The sequence below is a fragment of the Butyricicoccus faecihominis genome, from assembly GCF_014648015.1.
Lineage (GTDB): Bacteria > Bacillota > Clostridia > Oscillospirales > Butyricicoccaceae > Agathobaculum > Agathobaculum butyriciproducens.
In genome coordinates, this window is record NZ_BMQH01000008.1 from 1 (window position 1) to 18,979 (window position 18,979).

25 protein-coding genes are annotated in these 18,979 nt (G+C 48.7%); 14 read left to right on the plus strand and 11 right to left on the minus strand.

Going from position 1 to position 18,979, the window contains the following annotated elements; all coding sequences use genetic code 11:
• The 7 genes from IEY11_RS08685 to IEY11_RS08715 form a co-directional block, all read left to right on the plus strand.
• The coding region (locus IEY11_RS08685; RefSeq protein WP_188886314.1) for a DNA topoisomerase at window positions 1-1,034 on the plus strand (1,034 nt) is incomplete at its 5' end.
• Between the two features lie 5 nt (window positions 1,035-1,039).
• Complete coding sequence (locus IEY11_RS08690; protein WP_188886315.1) at window positions 1,040-2,188, plus strand: S-layer homology domain-containing protein; 1,149 nt, start codon at window positions 1,040-1,042, stop codon at window positions 2,186-2,188.
• Between the two features lie 345 nt (window positions 2,189-2,533).
• Complete coding sequence (locus IEY11_RS08695; RefSeq protein WP_188886316.1) at window positions 2,534-3,004, plus strand: hypothetical protein; 471 nt, start codon at window positions 2,534-2,536, stop codon at window positions 3,002-3,004.
• Window positions 3,005-3,086: 82 nt separating this feature from the next.
• Window positions 3,087-3,479 carry a hypothetical protein gene (locus tag IEY11_RS08700; RefSeq protein ID WP_188886317.1) on the plus strand — a complete coding sequence of 131 codons (393 nt, stop codon included), beginning with the start codon at window positions 3,087-3,089 and terminating at the stop codon, window positions 3,477-3,479.
• 288 nt (window positions 3,480-3,767) lie between these two features.
• Window positions 3,768-4,145: an RNA polymerase sigma factor gene (locus IEY11_RS08705; protein ID WP_188886318.1), complete on the plus strand. Its 378-nt coding sequence runs from the start codon at window positions 3,768-3,770 to the stop codon at window positions 4,143-4,145.
• A 106-nt stretch (window positions 4,146-4,251) separates the two neighbouring features.
• A complete protein-coding gene (locus IEY11_RS08710; RefSeq protein ID WP_188886319.1) occupies window positions 4,252-4,413 on the plus strand; it encodes a hypothetical protein in 162 nt (53 codons plus the stop codon).
• Complete coding sequence (locus tag IEY11_RS08715; protein ID WP_188886320.1) at window positions 4,414-4,818, plus strand: RNA polymerase sigma factor; 405 nt, start codon at window positions 4,414-4,416, stop codon at window positions 4,816-4,818.
• 52 nt (window positions 4,819-4,870) lie between these two features.
• Here IEY11_RS08715 and IEY11_RS08720 read toward each other — a convergent pair whose 3' ends face one another.
• On the minus strand, window positions 4,871-5,029 hold the full coding sequence (locus IEY11_RS08720) for a hypothetical protein (RefSeq protein WP_188886321.1): 159 nt from the start codon (window positions 5,027-5,029) through the stop codon (window positions 4,871-4,873).
• Window positions 5,030-5,272: 243 nt separating this feature from the next.
• Here IEY11_RS08720 and IEY11_RS08725 point away from each other — a divergent pair, with 243 nt between their 5' ends.
• The 3 genes from IEY11_RS08725 (at window position 5,273) to IEY11_RS08735 (ending at window position 5,906) form a co-directional block, all read left to right on the plus strand.
• Complete coding sequence (locus tag IEY11_RS08725; RefSeq protein ID WP_188886322.1) at window positions 5,273-5,431, plus strand: transposon-encoded TnpW family protein; 159 nt, start codon at window positions 5,273-5,275, stop codon at window positions 5,429-5,431.
• Window positions 5,432-5,535: 104 nt separating this feature from the next.
• Complete coding sequence (locus tag IEY11_RS08730) at window positions 5,536-5,679, plus strand: hypothetical protein (protein WP_188886323.1); 144 nt, start codon at window positions 5,536-5,538, stop codon at window positions 5,677-5,679.
• Window positions 5,676-5,906: a recombinase family protein gene (locus IEY11_RS08735; protein ID WP_308744147.1), complete on the plus strand. Its 231-nt coding sequence runs from the start codon at window positions 5,676-5,678 to the stop codon at window positions 5,904-5,906. The genes IEY11_RS08730 and IEY11_RS08735 overlap by 4 nt, the downstream gene beginning before the upstream one ends.
• A gap of 48 nt (window positions 5,907-5,954) precedes the next feature.
• Here IEY11_RS08735 and IEY11_RS08740 read toward each other — a convergent pair whose 3' ends face one another.
• From IEY11_RS08740 to IEY11_RS08765, 6 genes are all read right to left on the minus strand, one after another.
• Complete coding sequence (locus IEY11_RS08740) at window positions 5,955-7,631, minus strand: recombinase family protein (RefSeq protein ID WP_019727566.1); 1,677 nt, start codon at window positions 7,629-7,631, stop codon at window positions 5,955-5,957.
• Window positions 7,632-7,731: 100 nt separating this feature from the next.
• Window positions 7,732-7,959: a transposon-encoded TnpW family protein gene (locus tag IEY11_RS15070; protein WP_004607973.1), complete on the minus strand. Its 228-nt coding sequence runs from the start codon at window positions 7,957-7,959 to the stop codon at window positions 7,732-7,734.
• 417 nt (window positions 7,960-8,376) lie between these two features.
• Window positions 8,377-8,637 (minus strand): helix-turn-helix domain-containing protein, encoded by a 261-nt coding sequence (locus IEY11_RS08750; protein WP_019727567.1) that lies wholly within the window; start codon window positions 8,635-8,637, stop codon window positions 8,377-8,379.
• Window positions 8,618-9,058 (minus strand): RNA polymerase sigma factor, encoded by a 441-nt coding sequence (locus tag IEY11_RS08755; RefSeq protein WP_008978027.1) that lies wholly within the window; start codon window positions 9,056-9,058, stop codon window positions 8,618-8,620. Before IEY11_RS08755 ends, IEY11_RS08750 begins: the two co-directional genes overlap by 20 nt.
• Window positions 9,059-9,594: 536 nt before the next feature.
• Window positions 9,595-10,584, minus strand: coding sequence for a 23S rRNA (adenine(2503)-C(2))-methyltransferase RlmN (gene rlmN, locus IEY11_RS08760; protein ID WP_008978028.1), 990 nt, complete (start codon window positions 10,582-10,584; stop codon window positions 9,595-9,597).
• Between the two features lie 22 nt (window positions 10,585-10,606).
• Complete coding sequence (locus IEY11_RS08765; protein WP_002588768.1) at window positions 10,607-10,786, minus strand: cysteine-rich KTR domain-containing protein; 180 nt, start codon at window positions 10,784-10,786, stop codon at window positions 10,607-10,609.
• Window positions 10,787-11,168: 382 nt separating this feature from the next.
• Between IEY11_RS08765 and IEY11_RS08770 the strand changes: the two genes are divergently transcribed.
• The 4 genes from IEY11_RS08770 to IEY11_RS08785 all read left to right on the plus strand — a co-directional run bounded on the left by IEY11_RS08770 (window position 11,169) and on the right by IEY11_RS08785 (window position 13,743).
• Window positions 11,169-11,522 (plus strand): helix-turn-helix transcriptional regulator, encoded by a 354-nt coding sequence (locus IEY11_RS08770; RefSeq protein ID WP_008978029.1) that lies wholly within the window; start codon window positions 11,169-11,171, stop codon window positions 11,520-11,522.
• Between the two features lie 267 nt (window positions 11,523-11,789).
• Complete coding sequence (locus IEY11_RS08775) at window positions 11,790-12,119, plus strand: plasmid mobilization protein (protein ID WP_008978030.1); 330 nt, start codon at window positions 11,790-11,792, stop codon at window positions 12,117-12,119.
• Window positions 12,080-13,426 (plus strand): relaxase/mobilization nuclease domain-containing protein, encoded by a 1,347-nt coding sequence (locus IEY11_RS08780; RefSeq protein WP_008978031.1) that lies wholly within the window; start codon window positions 12,080-12,082, stop codon window positions 13,424-13,426. The genes IEY11_RS08775 and IEY11_RS08780 overlap by 40 nt, the downstream gene beginning before the upstream one ends.
• A 65-nt stretch (window positions 13,427-13,491) precedes the next feature.
• Window positions 13,492-13,743 (plus strand): helix-turn-helix domain-containing protein, encoded by a 252-nt coding sequence (locus IEY11_RS08785; RefSeq protein WP_188886324.1) that lies wholly within the window; start codon window positions 13,492-13,494, stop codon window positions 13,741-13,743.
• Between the two features lie 177 nt (window positions 13,744-13,920).
• On the opposite strand, the gene IEY11_RS08790 is transcribed toward IEY11_RS08785, so the two are convergent.
• Genes IEY11_RS08790 through IEY11_RS08805 form a run of 4 tightly spaced genes read right to left on the minus strand, consistent with a single transcriptional unit; the run spans window position 13,921 to window position 18,775 of the window.
• Window positions 13,921-14,286 (minus strand): cysteine-rich VLP domain-containing protein, encoded by a 366-nt coding sequence (locus IEY11_RS08790; RefSeq protein WP_067539660.1) that lies wholly within the window; start codon window positions 14,284-14,286, stop codon window positions 13,921-13,923.
• Window positions 14,283-14,489: a transposon-transfer assisting family protein gene (locus IEY11_RS08795; protein ID WP_002569181.1), complete on the minus strand. Its 207-nt coding sequence runs from the start codon at window positions 14,487-14,489 to the stop codon at window positions 14,283-14,285. The genes IEY11_RS08790 and IEY11_RS08795 overlap by 4 nt, the downstream gene beginning before the upstream one ends.
• Before the next feature lie 2 nt (window positions 14,490-14,491).
• Window positions 14,492-15,445: a hypothetical protein gene (locus IEY11_RS08800; RefSeq protein ID WP_008978032.1), complete on the minus strand. Its 954-nt coding sequence runs from the start codon at window positions 15,443-15,445 to the stop codon at window positions 14,492-14,494.
• Between the two features lie 3 nt (window positions 15,446-15,448).
• Window positions 15,449-18,775 (minus strand): antirestriction protein ArdA, encoded by a 3,327-nt coding sequence (locus tag IEY11_RS08805; RefSeq protein ID WP_188886325.1) that lies wholly within the window; start codon window positions 18,773-18,775, stop codon window positions 15,449-15,451.
• Window positions 18,776-18,979 lie beyond the last annotated feature (204 nt).

The window sequence follows — 18,979 nt, forward strand, 5'->3', positions numbered from 1 at the left end:
TTCTCTTTCGGTGTTCGTTTCTTTACTGGCATTTTGCTTCCCTCCACGGTTATATCTCTATTTTACACCTTCGCAGAGGTTTACACAAAATTTGGGATGGCGTCTATTCTACACTTGAATTACAAAAAGATGCAAATCGATATTTTAAATTTCGCGCAACAAAAACAGATTCCATCGCCCAGGATCTTTATGAGCAGGGACTAATATCATATCCGAGAACGAGTTGTCGTTTTATTCCTACATCTCTCATACCAGACATTTTAAAGTTACTCACACCGTTGAAAGTTTTTCCTGAATTTGAACAGGCAATGAAACTTATCACAACGGAAGCAATTAACGTAACTACTACTGGCAAGGCTTATATTGATGATGCAAAATTAACCGATCATCATGCGATTATTCCTACAGGTAAGATGGTTGATCCAGCAACGCTAAATGAGGATCAACGAAAAATATATCTTTTGGTAGCCAAGAGATTTCTATCTATATTTCTTCCACCATATAAAGTTGCTGCAACAACTGTTCTTCTGGACTGTAATGGAGAAAGCATTTTGGCCAAAGGTAGAGAAATTATCGATAAAGGATTTTCTATTCTTTACCAAGATAAATCAAAGGACATCATTCTGCCAAACTTGGAATCCGGAGATATAGTCAAGGTATCAAAGCCTGTGTTAAATGGATTGGTCGCACGGGGCATCACCGTTGCTATCGACGACTTTGGCGTCGATGCGTCTAATTTGAATAGCCTTGGCTTGCCGCAGTTCAGCGTTGCGAAGCTGGACAAAAGCCTGATCGACCAAGCAGAGCACAGTGATCGGATGCAGCTTGTAATCAAAACGGCAGTTGAACTGTGCCACGATTTGAATATGCTCTGTGTTGCAGAGGGCATCGAAACAGACAATCAAATCGAATTATTAAAAAAGCTGGGCTGTGACCGTCTGCAAGGCTACCTGATCGGCAAACCTATGCCCGCGGCAGATTTTTTTCATCAATTTGGAGAGGCTGCTCTCCACAAAAATAGGAAAAGGACTTGAGAAATATGAGAAACTACATAAACCAGCGTGGTCGGCTTGCGGTGCTTGTATCTGCAATGATGATCACTGCAATGATCGCCGGACTGATCCCCACTGCACTGGCAGCAGGTACATTGACATTCTCAGATGTACCTGCAAGCCATACCTGCTACGAGGACATTCAGTGGGCGGCGGACAATGGCATCGTGAACGGATACAACGGAAAATTCACCCCAGATGGGAAGATCACGGTGGAACAGTATTGCACGATGCTGTCGAGGAGCATTCCGGAGGATGAACAGGACACGGGCAATCTCGGCGCAGCAAAGGACTCTATGCTCTATCATCTGCGCCGCGTGGTGCGTCATGGTTGGACAGGCTATGGTGCAGAGCTTGAATTACAAAAGGACCGTACCATCCAAGCCGGCAATGCGTGGAACTATGCATTGACGGCAAGCGGGACACAGGTCTATTCTGGCCGGCTGTATGGCGCAAACCCAAATACCAACATCGATGGGATGCGTACTGCCAAGGAACTGGGACTTGCGACTAAGGACGCTGACGCAACGGAGATCATCACCAGAGCGCAGGCAGTGTCCATCATCCATGCGGCACTGACGAATACCAAAGCTGCACAGGAGCCGCCCATCGTGACCGAGATGAAGGGTGTTGTTAAAGATCTGCCGCAGAGCGCTATCAATGATTTCTATGCGGATATGGCAAAGGTGCCGGAACCGATCCGTAAGGCATTTATCGCAGACGGCTGGAAGATTTGCTTTGATACCGGAAAAATCAATGAATACTCGGATAAAAGTGGCATTTACGGCATTGACGGCATGACGGTCTACTCGGAAAAGACGATCTACCTCGCCACTGCAAGATCCCTGCTTCACGAGATGGGTCATTACTATCAGGAAAAAATCAAGACTACCGGTATTGATAGAAATGTTTACAGCGCCTTTGAAACGATCCGCAGCAAAGAAAAGTGGAGCGGCACCCTGTATTCCAGCAACCGGCAGACAAACGGAGCAGAGTTCTTCGCTGATGCGTTCAGCTATTATGTAACGCACGGTATTGTCCGGGCCGCCCCCGCTGGTACGGATGCAAAAGCAACACTCCAAAGTCAGGAGTACTTTGATGATCTTGCGGCAAAAGGCTGGCTTTTTACACGCTGATGCTGACTTTGTTGAACAGATAGGAGTGTGCCATGATCTACGGTCCATATATGCACAGGAGAAAGTTCAAAACCAAAAAGGCCGCGCGGATCGTGCGCTACAATTACAATGCGCGTCCCGGTAAGTGCATTGTGATACTGCGGATCGCATTCGCACTCTGCTTGACAGCATTGGCGGCAATGGGATGCAGAATGCTCTACCTGGATCGTGCGGCGAAAATGGCGCAGGTCGCATATTGCCCATCAGTTCCGGAGCTAGCTATCACGGCTGCACTTGTATGCGCCACCTTGTTGCTGCTCTGCCTGATAGAACGATTGGGCAGCCGACGAAAGAGAGGTTGATACCATGGTGCTTTCCTTTTCGGAGATCAAAGAGGAGTATGTGCAGCGTCGGGAACAGGAACGAAATGACCTGATAGCCTACCTGCAAAGACATGACAAGTTTTTGAATTCTGGATTGACGGTCGTGACCAGGGGCGGCAGCGGAAACAGGGATTACAGTTCCGGCAAGAAGATCTCACCGTTTGACCTGCGTAACTGGAAATGGGTAGAGTGCAAAAACTCTGACAATAGGTTTCATGCGATCATCTCATTAAATATGCCGGAAACGGATATGGTATCCGGCAATGCTCACGCACTCTACGATAGGATCGGACTGGTCGTTATCTACCAGCGTGGAAAGGACTACTATAAAACGATGATCCTGACAGACATTGACCTGCCCTTTGGCGAGAACGAGAAAGGCGAGAAAGTGAAAGAAAAAATTGCCAGAATCGTTATGGAAGAGTTTGAAATCTACAGTCGGAGAACTCGGTAACGCTGTTTTAGAAAAGAAATTCGTATGAAACAGCTGGAACGGCTGTGTGTTCTGAAATAATTAGAAAGATAGAGGTGGTGGAATGCACCATAAGATCATGTTTGCTGCTGCGATTGGACTCGTTGCTATTTTGCTATATGTTATGAGCGTTTTTGGAAAGTTCACGATCCATGTAAAAGATGATATGGAGGATCGGGAATGGTACTTACAGCGGATCAATTTGTTTTATAGGATTGTTTGGGGATGCTTTTTCGTCTGCGTCTTTTTCATTTTAGGTCTGATTTTTGTGATATTGGGGCAAGAACTGCTGTTTTGGCGTTGGAGATCCGAAGGGATCGTGATGTTGCACCCAGCGGCATATACTCCGCACTATATATCTTTGATCGAGTTAAGTGGACTTGCCCTTATGAGTTTTGCGCTTGCGATGTTGATTCGATTGATCCGCAAAGAGATAACTGACTATATGATATTCTAAAAAGCTCTAAGAACCAAAGGGGCGGTGAAAGAGCGTGCCCGTCTGATCTGCCGCAGAAATAACAACGGCTATGCGTTTACAGCCTACATACAGATGAACTCCCTTGTCCCGCGTGGCGGAGTCGGATGGCTCTGCTGTCTTTACCACGCGGATTTTTGAGATAGGCACTGTTGCGGTCTTTTTGGCCTGCAATAGTGCCTTTTGCCATGTTGCACCGCCTCATTCCCGGTGCAGAGGACCACCGTTGTGAGATTTTCAAAAATCTTACGAAACGGAGGAAATTCTGCATTGGACTGGAAGAAAATTATCGCAGATGAAGATCGCATCATTCGCAATGCTGACCGGCGTTTTCGTCGACACAGCTATTCACTGGAAAGCATGAGTGATGAGTTCGTTTACATGAATTGCCGCATGGCTGAGCACAGTGATCCGCAGGAGGAAGTTCTGATTACTGACTTCGTAGATACTGTCCGGAATGAACAGCTTGCGGCTGCATTGCGTCAGCTCACAGATAGGCAGAGACGGATGATCGAGCTTGCCTATTGGGAGGGCTATCCTTTCAAGGACATCGCTGTGATCATGGGTTGCAAGCCCAATACTGTATCTCAGCTTATCAGCCGCGCCAAAAAACATATCTACATCGCACTGACCCAAAAAGTGCCGTAAGTCAAAAGTAATTCAAAAATTTTCCTCGGTATAGATTTTTGACCTTCTGCCATGACCGATGATTAGAGGGTTTTCCCCTCAATGAAAATGCAGGAGGTATCTACCTATGGAAAATTTGATTCGTGTCATTCGGCTGCACCCCGGTGAGAGTGTTTTGATCCTCGCATCGGAAAATCCACCTACGCCGCCTGCGGCGCTGCTGTTCACTACTGAACCGTCCCACGATGATGATACAGACAGCATTGCCGTTCTGATGCGAGTGGTGTAAATGGCGGTCTATATTGTAACGGTGCCGGATGCGGATCGCCAGATGCAAGCGGTGGAGGTGTCGCTGGAAGTCTATCAGGTCTTTATTGATGGGCGTCGTGCAGAACAGCGGGAACGCTATGAGCGCCGAAAGCATCTGGACAGCCGTCCGCTGGAATGCTGCCTGTACGGAAAAAGCGTATCCGAAACGCTGGAGGAAACCTTTGAACGGATGGAATTGGCGGAAAAGGTGTGGGCAGGTCTATCACGCCTTTCTCCCAAACAGCGTCAGCGGCTTATCCTGCATTTCTGGTCTGGCTATTCCTATGCGGAGATCGCGGCAATGGAAAACTGCAACAAGGCAACGGTGATGCGCTCTGTAAAAACCGGCTTGAAAAAATTTCAAAAATATTTTTTGAAAACATGACAACTTTCGGCCGATTTCCCTCCTATATAGTGAGAGGAACTTTTAGAGCCTTTCATCGTACCTTGATAAACAGCGGATTTCCGTTCATATCAGCATTCAGGAATTTGAGTGCAATGGTGAGCACGACAAAGTGAAGCGCCAAGACCTCCTGCGGATTGGTCAGATGATCCGTCAAAACGATAGCATCAAAGGAGTAGAGCGACACCTTCATTGCTGATACCCCTCTTGTGGTAAGAGGCGTATTGCCACGACCCATTGCAGGAGATGCCGAATAGATCACCGATCTCGGAGTGTCCGACCAAGACCGACCTGAATGTTCCCGTGTACCGGGGGTGAGCCGAGGACAAGCCAAGTCCGACAATACGGTACAAAGTGTAAGAAAAGAAAATCGGCGGTGCGCCGGAGCAGAAACGCTTCGGCGCACTGCCTTGTCATAAAGAAATGGGTGATAAAAATGGATGAACAAAGAGAACCTGATCTCGTCTGCGAACGCAAGATCAAGGGTACGACCTACATCGTTTCCTCATTCTTCAACCCTGATGCCAAAGAAACGGCAGCAGAGAAAATGGGCCGGATCATCGAACGCGAGTTATCTTGTCAAATGAGCGAATAAAAAATTTATCACTTTAGTGCGATAAATCGCTTCCCAGAATAGCGGCGATGCGGTATAATAGGGACATGACCCAAAGCCTTTTCGTTCGCAGATTGGAGGAACTTATGTTACAGTCGAATGAAAAGGACAAAATTGAATATGTCGCGCTCTATTGCCGCGTTGAAAACACCGATCAGTTTTCTGATGAAGCAGTGAAAATGTCCATGGAACACCGCGCCGCTCTCCTGAAAGGGGGTGCAGCACGATGATGCCGAACCTCAACGATCTGATGTCCTTTAAGCCGGTTGTGTCTCCTAATGAACCGACCGCGCTGTACGCAAGACTTTCCGTGGATGACGCGAACGATGGTGACAGCAACAGCATCGTACACCAGAAAGAAATGCTGGAACGCTACTGCAAGGACAACGGCTACACCAACTACAAATTCTATGTGGACGATGGCTTCTCCGGCACGAACTTTGTTGAGGTAAGATAACGTAACCTTTTTTGCAGAGGGTGTTATCTTACCTCTTTTTGATGTATGTTAGATAGCATAACTCTTTACGTCGGCTCCAATCTGTCTGAAATAGGAGATACTTTCAGTAGGCTTGTCGCCTGTATCAACTCTGCCGACAAAGCTATAAAAGATTTCGATTTTGCGGGTGTTCGTTTCCTTATCCAGTTCGTGAATAAGAATGCGGTCAATAAATTCATGGACGTTTTCGTAGGTCAGTTCGGTAATGGCGGTGTATTTGCGTACCAGTGCGACAAACCTTTTCACGTCCGCGCTGCGCTCGGTGGCGTTGTCAATTTCCTGTGACAGTTCCGCAATCCTCCGGGTCAGCGTCTTTTTTTCTTCGTCATAGCCGGAAGTCAGAAAAGCAAATTGTTCATCTGAAAGTTTCCCTAAAGCGTTGTCCTCATAGAGCTTGCGGAACAAGATATTCAGCTCGCTAATCCGGCTCTGCGCCTTGTCAAGCTCTTTCCGTTGCTGCGTCAGCGTCTTTTGTACTGCCTTTGCGCTGCACTCGTTGGCGGTTTCGATAAACTCCTGTTCATGCTCTTTCACATAGGACAATACCCTTTGTAAATCGGCAAGGACAAGTTCTTTAAGGACGCTCTTTCGGATATAATGGGTAGTGCAAAGCTCGCCAGTCCTTATCCTGTTTCGATACTTGCCGCAAGTGTAGGCGTGTTTGCGTTCCAGTGTCCCGGCTCCCTGTTGCAGATACATTTTATAGCCGCAGTCCCCGCAAAAGAGAAGCCCCGAAAAAATGTCAATTTCATCAACCTTTGTAGGGCGGTGTTTGGTGGCAATCCGTTTCTGTGCAAGCTCAAAGGTTTCTTCATCAATCAAGGGTTCGTGTGTGTTGGGGAAGAAGTAACGCTTTTCCTCCGGGTTCTTCTTCGTCTTTTTCGATTTGTAAGATACCTTATAGCTCTTGCCTGTAATGGTATGCCCCAAATACTCTTTACGCGCCAGAATGTCATAGAGCGTCTTATCCGGCCAGTTGTAAATACAATTCGGGTGTGGGCGGGGGTGCCTGTGGCTTCCTGTGCGCCTGTACTGCAATTCTGCAACAGTCAATACCTCATGTTCCCGTAGCCAGTTCTGGATTTCGCAGATACGGTCGCCGCGCACATACATAGCGAAAATCTGTTTTACAATGTGCGCCGTTTCCGGGTCGGGCAATAGATGATTGCGGTCGTTGGGGTCAGCTATGTACCCATAAGGCACTTGCCCGTTGACGCGCTCGCCTTTCTGCGCCTTTGCCTGTTTGACAGCCCGGATTTTCTTTGAAGTGTCGCGGGCGTAAAACTCGTTGAACCAGTTCCGCAGAGGGGTAAACTCGTTATCTTCCCTTGCTGTGTCTACACCGTCGTTAATGGCAATGTAGCGCACTTCATATTCGGGAAAAACAATCTCTATCAGCTCCCCGGTTTTCAGATAATTACGTCCCAGACGGGAGAGGTCTTTTGTTATGACGGTCGCCACGTTCCCGGCTTCAACTTCGTGCAGCATGGCTTGAAGCCCCTCACGCTCAAAGCTCACGCCGGAAAATCCGTCGTCTACGAAAAAGCGCGTGTTGAAAAAGTGGTGTTCGTCAGCATACTTTTGTAAAATCATCTTTTGGTTCTGTATGCTCTCGCTTTCCCCGGCCTGCATATCTTCCTGGCTCAATCTGCAATATAAAGCGGTAATCTTGTCTGTCTGTAACATTTTGTCCTCCTTTCCGACGACAGACAAGCATGGCATTTGTACTGTCTATATTATACCACATACCGCTGCCTGTGTCATGTATAAAATGTGAAGAAACGCCCTATTTCCGGGCGTTTGCGGGGTTCAGTTCCATGTCTTTGCGAATGAGTTTTTTTATCTTTTTATCCAGTGTGTCCGTTGCGCGTTCACTTGCGGACGAACATACAAGGTAAGTAACTTTTCCTATTTTATGCTCCGTTGTGGTAACGGGCGTTTGGTTTTGCGTCAAAGAAAATCCCCCTTTCTTTCGCAAACATATAATACAGTCTATGAATAGCAGCAAGTCCACTATTCAATAAAACAAAGGCTTTAATCGGACGGTTATTAGCATAACCTCATGGGAATTTCACCCCGGCATGGTTCTCATGCAGCCCTACCCATTGCCTGCGACGCTCTTAACGCTCGGACTGTGGCTGTAAGGAAGTATCATTGTATATTCTGCGTGTCGTCGCCCGCAAGCCGCTACACTTGCTTTCCGGCGCGGTGTTGGTCGCTCGGCTGTCCGGGCGGGGATAACCTCACCCGGATAGCGTCATGGCGCACCCGCCGTATGGCTCGGCGCAAAAGGAACGTATCCGATTTGCCCTATGCTGCGCCGCCGTTATCTTGCGCCGCTTTCTTTGTCAAGGTTCAGAATGGCTTTGCTGCCGCGTCAGCAGCGGAACGGAAAAGGGGGAGAGAGAAAGCGTCCCGCCGCCGCTGCGGTTTATTCCTCTGCCTTAAAGGTGAGGACAGCCATCATCAGTTTTGCTTGCAGCCGTTCCCGAATGTCGTGGTCTACGCCGAAATAGACATTCCCGCGCTCGTCGTACAGCTTCCGCATGGAGAGGCGGGCTATGTAGCCGCTGAAATGCTGCAAGACAATCTTCATAGCGTCCGGGTCGCCCTTTGTCGCTACCACAATGACAGGATAGGGAACAAGGGCATTTTCCGGGTAGCCGGGTTCGTTACCATTCGTCCCATTCATCAGCATTTTCCTCCAGATATTTTCTTAATCTCTCAAAAGAGCTTGTCCGCCTGTACTGTATCGTGCTTCTCGACGTATTGAACAGTTCCGCAATCTCGGTATCGTTCATTCCCTCGAAGTAATACAGCAGTATGGCTTTGCGCTTTTCTTCCGGCAAAGTACGGATTGCTTCAAGAAGCAGCTTTGGCGTGATTTTCTTCCCGGCTTTCTCAAAGACGGTTTCAACAGTTTCCCGTTTGAAATATTCATCAAACGTATGAAGCTGTCGCGCTTCGTCTAAGGTCATGTCGGAAAAGGTCACTTCCTTTGCCCTGTGTCTGCGAAGCTCTCTATGAGTGTCGCACGCTTCATTGTGAAGTACCGTATTACAAAACTTCTGAAAAGCACACTGTTTGTAAAACTCCCTGCTGTTAGGTTCCACATTCTCACCTCCTTTCTCGTTGGAAAGTTGGTGGTGCTTCCCCCTTTTCGCGGGGCAATACGGCGGTTTTCAAAAACGCCGAAGATTTTTTGAAATTTCTTTAAAAAATTTTTTTGAGCAGCAAAATGCGCCTGTCCGAAAAGCCCGGACAGGCGCATTGGTATTGTGAGTAGTATTTAGATGATTAGACAGTTCATATATACAAGCGTAATTTCCCCCGGTGGTGGTCGGGCTTTTTTTGATGTGTCAATGACCGTCGGATTTTGTCGATATGGTATGTGCTTCATGGCGGCTACCTCCTTTAGCCGCCGCTTTTAACAGTGATACCGCGTCATTTCTTGAGAAGATAAAAAGAAACGGCGGCTTTGATTTTTCAAAGCTGCTGCGGAAATCAAAGAACGACAAGCAACAGTTCTGATTTTGCTCCAATATGGTTATTGGGGGCACAAATTAAATCAAAAAAGAGCCGATAACAGCAGTATTTCAAACTGCATATTATCGGCTCTGCGTCTGTGCGTCTGGCTCTTTTAATTAAATTATTTTTGTTGTTTTTTGGCTTTATTATATGTATTAGCTAACTGTCCACAAGCTGCTTTAATCTCTCTACCATGAGAAACTCTCATGGTAACTTCAAGTCCTGTTTGCTCTAATTGATGTTTGAACGCAACCATTTCTTGTTTTTGTGGTGCTCTAATTTTTGAATTACTCGTCGGGTTGTATTGCAGCACGTTAATCATAACATTTTTGCCCTTAAACCATTTTGCAAGTTGCCTTATATCTGAGGAACGGTCATTTATACCTGGTAAAAGCAAATACGCAAATACCACTTTTCGATTATGCCTTTGTGAATAGGACAATGCTTGCTTAACAACATCTTCAATAGCGTACATGTGCATATGAGGAATGATACAGTTTCTCACAGCCTGTGTTGCTGCATGTAAAGATATTGTCAACTGAATTTTTAGATGTTCTTCGCGCAATTTTTTTAATTGATTAACTGGACCAACTGTTGATATGGTAATGCCGTCGGTTGGAAAGTTAAGTCCATTTCTATCTCGAAGAATATGGATTGCTGCAATCAAGTTGTCGTAATTGAATAAAGGTTCTCCCATTCCCATAAAAACGATACGATTTACTTTTTGACGTATCAATATGACCTGCTGCACAATTTCAGACGGTGTTAGATTACGAACGAAACCATTGCGTCCGGACTCACAAAAAATACAGCCAACAGAACAACCAACTTGCGTACTTACGCAAACAGTCCCACCATCTCGCCGTTTAATAAAAACCGTTTCGATATACCTGTTGTCTTTCAATTCATAAACATACTTTTCAGTATCGCTACTTTTATAGACTTTTTTTGTTGATATTGATAGATTTTTTTTGTGAAATGGCTGTTTATACAATTTCGCATATAAGGCTCTTGCTTTATCCTCTCCAATTACTTCCGACATTTCTTTGTAAGTAAATCCGTATGGGTCATTCAATATTTCCGTAGGTGTACTTTTAGGTAAGTGTTTCATTTAATATCCTTCCTTTTCAAAATTAAAAAGTTTGTTTTTCAGAGTTTTTGATTATGATTTCTAATTTTTCAACATCAACGATATGTGTTAATTTACATTTAGGGCAGAAAAGAGGAAAATTTCTTAATACCGTATTATAAAATACTTGAACCCTCGTCTTTCCGTTACAAATTGGACATTTTATCCAATATTTTTCAAGCATAATATTTCTCCTTTTGCGCAAAAAAATACAGGTCAATTCTCAACATGAGCATTGACCTGCATTTATACATATAACACTACAACAAAATTAAGGCATAGTTTTTATACTATGTCTATACATCGTTAGTTTTGTTGTATAGCATACGCAAAATAAGCATGACAAAAAAGCCCATATTGAAAATGGGAAAAATCTTTTTTAATTTCAATGCTTATCGAATACGCATGCTATGTAACATAAACATTTCCCCCCTTTTAATAATACTATACAAAAAAAGCGGCTAGTTGTCAACATATACATATGAATTATTTTAGTCAACTGATAGAACAGTGTAGACATATCCAAGAGGAAAGGTGAACAGTAAAATGTAATAGGGTGAATAATTATGGCAAAAAGACCAGTACCGAAATACGACTTCAAGGCTTTTGGGGCAGCGATAAAGGCGGCGCGGACAGGGCGCAAGGAGAGCCGCAAGAAAGTAAGCGACGAAATGTTTATCTCGCCGCGTTACCTTGCGAACATTGAGAACAAGGGGCAGCACCCAAGTTTACAGATTTTCTTTGAGCTTATGCTCCGCTACAATATATCCGTAGACCAGTTCCTTTTGGAAACGCCGCCGGAGAAGAACACGCAGCGGCGGCAGCTCGACGCGCTTCTTGACGGTATGAGCGATACAGGCATACGGATTGTGACCGCAACGGCAAAAGAGATTTCCGAAGTCGAAAAAGAGGGCGAATAGGAATGTCCGGCTTAAAACTGAACAGGATTTAGAAAGCGTTGCAATCTTTTTTGAATTGCAGCGTTTTTCTTTTGCGGAAGTTTGGCAAAATAGCTTTTTCTCCGTAGTAAGGGATAAGGGCATAAGGGATAAAAACATTCGTAGCAAGCATAGGAAGCGGGTACCCACTTCCGTATTTTCGCCCTCCCGCGCTGCGGCGCGTCGGTTGAAAATGGCTTGTTGGGAAGTGTCCCAAACCCTCGGAACGGAAAGGAAAGGAGCGAAGCAATGGACGGACGGAAAAGGACGGTGCAAATCAAATTCAGAGTGACGGAAGCGGAACGGGATTTAATACTGGAAAAAATGAAGCTCGTACCCACCCGGAACATGGCGGCGTATCTGCGGAAGATTGCCATTGACGGGTATATCATTCAGATAGACCACGCCGATATAAAGGCAATGACCGCAGAGATACAGAAAATCGGTGTCAACGTCAACCAGATAGCCCGCCGCGTGAACGCGGCGGGGAACGCATACCAAGAGGACATAGAGGAAATAAAGGGGGTGCTTGCGGAGATATGGCGGTTACAAAGATTAAGCCTGTTAAAAGCACCCTAAGCAAAGCCCTTGACTATATCGAAAACCCGGACAAGACGGACGGGAAAATGCTCATATCCTCTTTCGGCTGCTCCTATGAAACGGCAGACATTGAGTTCGGCTATACCCTCTCGCAAGCACTGGATAAGGGCAGCAATTTAGCCTTTCACTTGATACAGTCCTTTGCGCCGGGGGAAGTGGACTATGAGAAAGCCCACGAAATCGGGAAGCAGCTTGCCGACGCGGTGACAAAGGGGCAGCATGAATATGTTGTGACGACGCACATTGACAAGGGGCATATCCATAACCACGTCATTTTTTGCGCGGTGAATTTTGTAGACCATCACAAATACAATTCCAACAAAAGGAGCTATTACGGCATACGGAACATGAGCGACAAGCTGTGCCGGGAAAATGGCTTGTCCGTCGTCGTCCCCGGCAAGGGCAGCAAGGGAAAGAGCTATGCGGAGTACCAGGCAGAAAAGACGGGTACAAGTTGGAAAGGCAAGCTAAAGATTGCCGTTGACGCGCTTATCCCCCAAGTTTCCAGTTTTGAGGAATTGCTAACGCGGTTACAGGCGGCGGGCTATGAGATAAAGCCGGGGAAATATGTTTCATGCCGCGCCCCCGGACAGGAACGCTTCACCCGCCTAAAAACCCTCGGCGCAGACTATACAGAGGAAGCCATAAGGGAACGGATAGCGGGCAGACGGGCAAAGGCGGCGAAAGCCCCCAGAGAGCAGCGCGACGTTTCGCTGCTTATCGACATTGAGAACAGTATCAAGGCGGCGCAGAGTAAGGGCTATGAACAGTGGGCGAAAATCCACAATCTGAAACAGGCAGCTAAAACCATGAATTTCTTGACGGAACACAAGATTGAACAGTACGCGGATTTAGTCAGCCGGATTGAGGAAATGTCAGCGGAAAGCGGACAGGCGGCAGACGCATTGAAGAACGCGGAAAAGCGGCTTGCGGACATGGCGGTGCTTATCAAGAATGTTTCCACCTACCAAAAGACAAAGCCCGTCTATGACGCATACCGCAAGGCAAGGAACAGGGAGAAGTACCGCGCCGGACAGGAACAGGCGATTATCCTACATGAAGCCGCCGCAAGGTCGTTGAAAGCGGCGGGCATTGCAAAGCTCCCGAACCTTGCCGCGCTGCAATCGGAGTATGAAGCCCTCCAAGCGCAGAAAGAAGCCCTTTACGCCGACTATGGGAAGCTGAAAAAGAAAGTCCGGGAATATGATATTATCAAGCAGAACATTGACAGCATTTTACAGGCAGACAGGCAGCCGGAACGTGAAAAGGGAACAGAGCGCGGATAAGGATAGCAAAATCCCCGCCGCTGTGCTATGATAAGGCTATCAAATACAGACAGGAGCGTTGAAGCATGGAAAACCAGAAAATGCCGGAATATGAAACCATACACGCCGCCGTTGCCGGGGAAAAATGGGCGGTGGAGAAAGTCGTGGAGTGCTACAAGGACGAAATCGACAGGCTATCGACGGTAGCGGTCAGACAGCCGGACGGAAGCACGAAACAGGAAATCAACGAAGATATGCGCCAGTCTATCACAAAGAAGCTGATAGAAGCCCTCCCGCAGTTCCCACTTGAAGAAATGGAAAAGGGAAATGTCAGATAGGCAAAAAAAGAACAGGACGCGGAAGCCGGTATATGACTTCCGCGCCCTGTCTTTTTATGGGTGCTGTTTTCGTGAATGTTACGCAGTAGAACGCCATTTTCGGGGATAAAGGTATAAAGTATCGCCTATCCGATTTTCACGCCCGGAAAGCCCTGTAAATCAAGGGATTTTCCGCGCCTACTGCGTAACAGGGGTGCGTCTTTTCCTCATGCGCTCGGCGGCTTGTCTGCGGGTGATACGCTTCCGGCAGACGGGGCAGTATTTGACACTGTTAGAGGTTGACGCAAAGAACGCGCCGCACTCGGTACATTTCTTCTTATCCCCTGTCTGGTAAAGCTCCGCATAGAGCAGCCTGTCGGCGGGAAGCACCGCAACCCGGAACCACTTGCAGAGAAGCGAATAGGAAATGAGCTGCGGACATACGCATTCGTCTCCGTCGTCCAGTAAGATACAGTTCCCGTTATCATAGTTGCAGCACGTCCGGCGCACAAGGGCGTTGACTTTCCGGCTCTGGGGCGGCGTCAGCCGCTTAACCCCGTTCATACTTCATCAGCGGCGTAAATGGGAAGCTCTGCAAATTCCGCTTCGGTCAAAGCGTCCACTTTGGAAAGGGTGCGCTTTGCAAGCTCCCGCATATCCGCGTCCATGTAGGGCAGCGCGGCGTTGACATTCTCAATCAAAGCCCGCTTGCCGCCCTCGTTGTAAATGCTCAAAAGGTTTGTTTCTTCAACAGTCAGTCTAATCATGCTCATACCTCCATATCGTGATTTTTTGTTTTTGCCGCCGCCTTTTTCGGGGCGGTCTTTGCCTTGTCTGCTTTAAGCTGCGCCCGGATAGAGGGGCGGGGCTTCCTTATCTCCCTGTCCCGGTTCTCCCCCTTGTCAATCAGCGCATACGTCCCATGTCTGCCCTCGATTTTGGAAAAGGAAAGAGTCTTATAGGGCAGCATGGAGAAAAGGCGGTCAGTGTCCTTTGTGGCTGCAAGCCGCATGAACGCCGGGGAAAGCTCTGCCATGAAATGGGTCTTGTTCGGGCTATTCGGCTCATAGTGCCGCTTCATTTCCCGCACAATGCGCCGCGCTTCCGTTTCAATCAGCCCGTCCCGCAAGGCTGTGATATGCGCCTTGAAGTCCCCCGGTGGAAGCTGCTCCCGGCTGCGCCGTTCTTCCTGTAAGAGTGATTGCAGCGCGTCCGGGTCGTCGGGTAGGGCTTCAAAGCGTTCAAACTTCCCAAGCTGCGGGTCTGGGTTGCCGTTGAAGAACCGTCCGGCGGGTATCTCCCTTTCCCCTCGCTCATAAATCAGCTTCACCGTATCGGCGGGCAGTTCCTTTTCCTTGACGCGCTCATAATGTTTAGCGTAGTCCAGTTCGTACAGATTGCCCTTAATTTTCCCGCGCTCCTTTCCCGTCAGCTCGATTGCATAGGCAAGGACGCGGTCGCTTGTCTGCTCCATGTAGAAACGCCATGTGTTGTGGGGCGCGGTGTCTTTGAGGAAAACGTCGCGCTCCCGGAAACAGTGCGTCCCGGACGGGCGGCAGAACCACAAAAGGGTCTTGTCCTCCCTGTTGGGGCTTGCCGCCGCCTTTGCGATAATCTCTTTGTCAATGTCTAAGTCGCTCTGGTAAAAGCCTGTGTTCTGCTTCATAATCGCTTCAAGGGAAGCGAACAAATCCACGTTTTCAAATTTACTCTGTTCCGGCATGGGTCAGCTCCTTTCCAAGTCCTGTGACTTCTGCTTTGCGTTTTTCTTCTGCGCCTTTTCCTTGTCGGCTCTAAGCTGCGCCCGGATAGAGGGCTTTTTTTCCGGCTTCGCTCCCTTGCCGCGCTCCTTGTCGGCTTTGACAGCGTTAGCCAGGTCAACAAGGGAAATCTGCTCGCCCGCCTTTACCTTTGCTTCCAGTTCGTCAACGGTGGGGGTGTTGTTGATGATACCGTCAATCATGTTTCCGTTCTGCTCTATGGTCTGCTCGGCGGTTTTCAAGGGATTGTCCCGCTGCGCCTGTTCTGCGGCAACGGCAAACGCCCGCGTCCCATTCCCCATAATCAGATACTTTCCGTCGTCCGACTGGTGGTGAAAGCCATATCCGGCGGCTTCTATCTGCTCCCGGCTCATAGCGGTTACATGGAAAGTCCCTCTCGGTGTTTTGACAGTTTCGCCCGTTTCCAAGTCGTCCGGGGTAAGCTGCTTCTGCTCCTGTAAAAACTCCGGCACTTCCCGGAAACCTACACTGTCAACGAAATGCGCCGCGTCCTGTCCGTCCTGATGAAGCACTACCACGTCCGAAACGGAAAGGCTGTGTCCCTTAAAATCTTTGGGGTGGTCGATATTGAAACGGGTGTAAATATCTTCAAGGGAAGTTTCCGGCGCAAGGGGCGCGGAATAGACAAGCTCATAGTTCGCCCTGTCAACCACATTTCCCGCCGCCTGCAGGCGGTCGTATGGCTCAAAGCGGAAATCCCTTGTTTCGTCCCCGCCTTTTATCTGGTAAATGGAAAAGGTGTCTTTGTCCTGTCCGGCGGTCTGCGCCGTTTCCTGTGCCTTTGCGTAAAGCTGCTTTACGTCGCCCTCGGTCAGCCCGCCGCTTTTGAGCTGCCCCATAAGCTCGCGGCATTTCTCCGGCGTTCCCGTATAAAGCACGTCGCCCATTTTCGCCCGCCCGTTCTCCTGTGTCACATAGGCTTGCAAGAGGTGGCTGTTTTCCGGGCTGTCGCCGTAAGGGTTCCGGCGCATCTTGTAAATCGTTTCCGGGGTAAAGGCTTCTTTCGGGGCTGCGCCCGCCTTTTCCTGTGCGCCGGATTTTCCCGGTGCGGCTGCTTCCGGCTGCGGCTGTTCTTTCGGGGCTGCCTTTTCCTCTCTGGTGGGCTGCTCCTGTCCGGCGGTCTGCTCCTTGTCCTGTGCCTTTTGCAGCTCCGCAAGATTTTCGTCTATGGAATTGATAATCTCGGCGGCTGCGCTGCGTATCGTTTCAAGGGAGCTTTTCAGCTCGGACAGCTCCCGCCCGCTGCTCCACCCGGCGACATAGCCGAAAGAGTAGTCCGACGTGTCAAGCCCGTAATGTTGGCAGACAGTATAGGCGACGCTTTCCGCTTCGACTTCGCGGGTGCGGCGGTCAACGTGGGGCTGCTGCTCGTCCTTTGGCGCGTTGAGGTCAATGTCGTGCAGCTTCGCATGGGCGATTTCGTGAATGGCGGTCTTTAAGGTCTGTAATTCGCTCATGCCCTCGTTGATAGCAATGCGCTTGTCCTCCAAGTGGTAGTAGCCATGAGAGCCGCCCTCGATATTCTCAAAGGCGATAGGAACGGGGGAAGTCTTTTCAAGGGCTGCGAAAAAATCCTTGTAGCGGTCAACGTCGCCCGTCAGCTCGTCAACGGCAATATCCGGCAGCTCCTTTCCCTCGGTCTGGGAAACGTCAAAGACGGATACCACCTTGTAGGCGGGTATGGTGACTTCCTTTTCCTCGGTGACGGGCTTTCCATCCTTGCCGATTATGGGCTTCTGTGTGTGCGGGTCGATTTTCTGCATTTCCTGTTTGATTTTATAGGGCGACGGGGCAATGATTTTAATTCCCTTTTGCCCTTTCATCACGTTTCGCTCAAAGTTATTCTTCCAAGCGGAAAAGCCCGCCACAAGGGAAGCGTCCGGCTTCTGCATGGCGATAAGGACGGTGTTTCGGAAGCTGTAATTATGGAATTTTGACATGACTTTCAGATATTCCTTGTAACGCTCGCTGTCAAAGAGTTCCGCAATACCCTGTTCCAGACGGTCGGTAATCTCTTTTAATTTCTCGGCGGGCTTCTCGCTCGTCAGCACGATAGGGATAACCGGGCGCGGCTCCTGTGGCTGCTCTGCGGTCTGCGCGGTTCTCTGCCCCGGCGCGGCTGCGTCAAAATCTGCTTTTTCCGGGTCGGGGCGTGACCGCTGCGGGGGCTGCGGCGTTACCCGGTATTCCTGTGGAACGTCGCGCCCGTCGTACCATTCTGTAAAGGTGTTGCGGTTGTTGTAGATATAGCCCTTTTCGGTAAACATACCGTCGTCGTTAATGGAAGCGTCGCGCCCGTATTCCTCATACATGAAATACTTTTTCGCTTCTTCGGGCAGTTCGGGTTCTTCCAGTTCATCAACCAGATAACGCCCGTATTCTTCTTCATTGTGGACGGACGGATAAATCCAGTAGCAGTCAAGGTTTTGTGCAAGGTTGATGATGTCCTGTAAGCTGTCGGCATGGTCGCCGTATTCAATGGCTGCAATGAATTTCTCCCGGTCGTCGTCAAACTGCATTTCCAAGAGCTTCCCTAAATAGTTCAGCTCGTCGGGGTGGGAATACTCGCTTAAATGTTCCGCCAAGCCGGGGATAGGGGATTGAAATTCTGTGAAATGCCATTCCTCGTAATGCTTGAAGTCAATCCCGATACGGTCAAAGACTTCTTTCAGATGTTCGGCAGTCGTGGGGAACGTCACCCATTCGCCCGCGGGTCTGCCCTCGGTGTACTTCCCAAGATTGGAAAGATAGCCGCTTAAAATCGGTTCTGCCATTTGTTCGCTCCTTTCTTTTTCAATCATGCGGTGCATAAGCTCAAAATCCTCAATGCTCATGCTCCCGTCAAATACATAGGGGTTAAAATCCTCTCCGTCCCGGTAGGGCTTTTCGGAAAAGGGAAGCCCCGCTTCATGGGCGGCTGCCCTCGCTTCCTCGATAACCTCCGGGGGAAGCCTGTCGTCATGCGCCCCGATAAAACCGTCAATGTCGTTCATGCTGTTTTCGTAGTGGTAGCGCACTCCGGCGGTCAGCTCGTCAAGGCTCATGTCCTCGCCTAAATGCCCGCAGTAATAGCCGTTTAGGATAACGGCGGCGGGGTCGGTGCTTTTGATTTCCTCTAACCGGCTCCTGTCCTCCGGGTAGAGGGTGTCGTCCATATCAAGATGAAAATATTCCGCGTTCCATGAACGCCCCTGTTTCCAGAACGCCACCCATGCGATACCGTCCCTAAGCTCGTCTTGATAGTCCTTTACGGTGTCCCGTAAACTTGCCATAGTGAAAAACCTCCTTTCTTTGGGGCAGCGTCACAAGCTGCATTTTTGGGCTGCATGGTCTACTACGGGTACGCCCGCATTTCTGCCAAAGATTTCTCAAAAATTTTTAGAGGGTGAAGCCCTCCGCAAAAGAGGGTTTGGGAAACTTCCCAACAAGCAAAATCCCCGTCCGGCGCGTCAGCGTCGCAACGGGGATTTACGGAA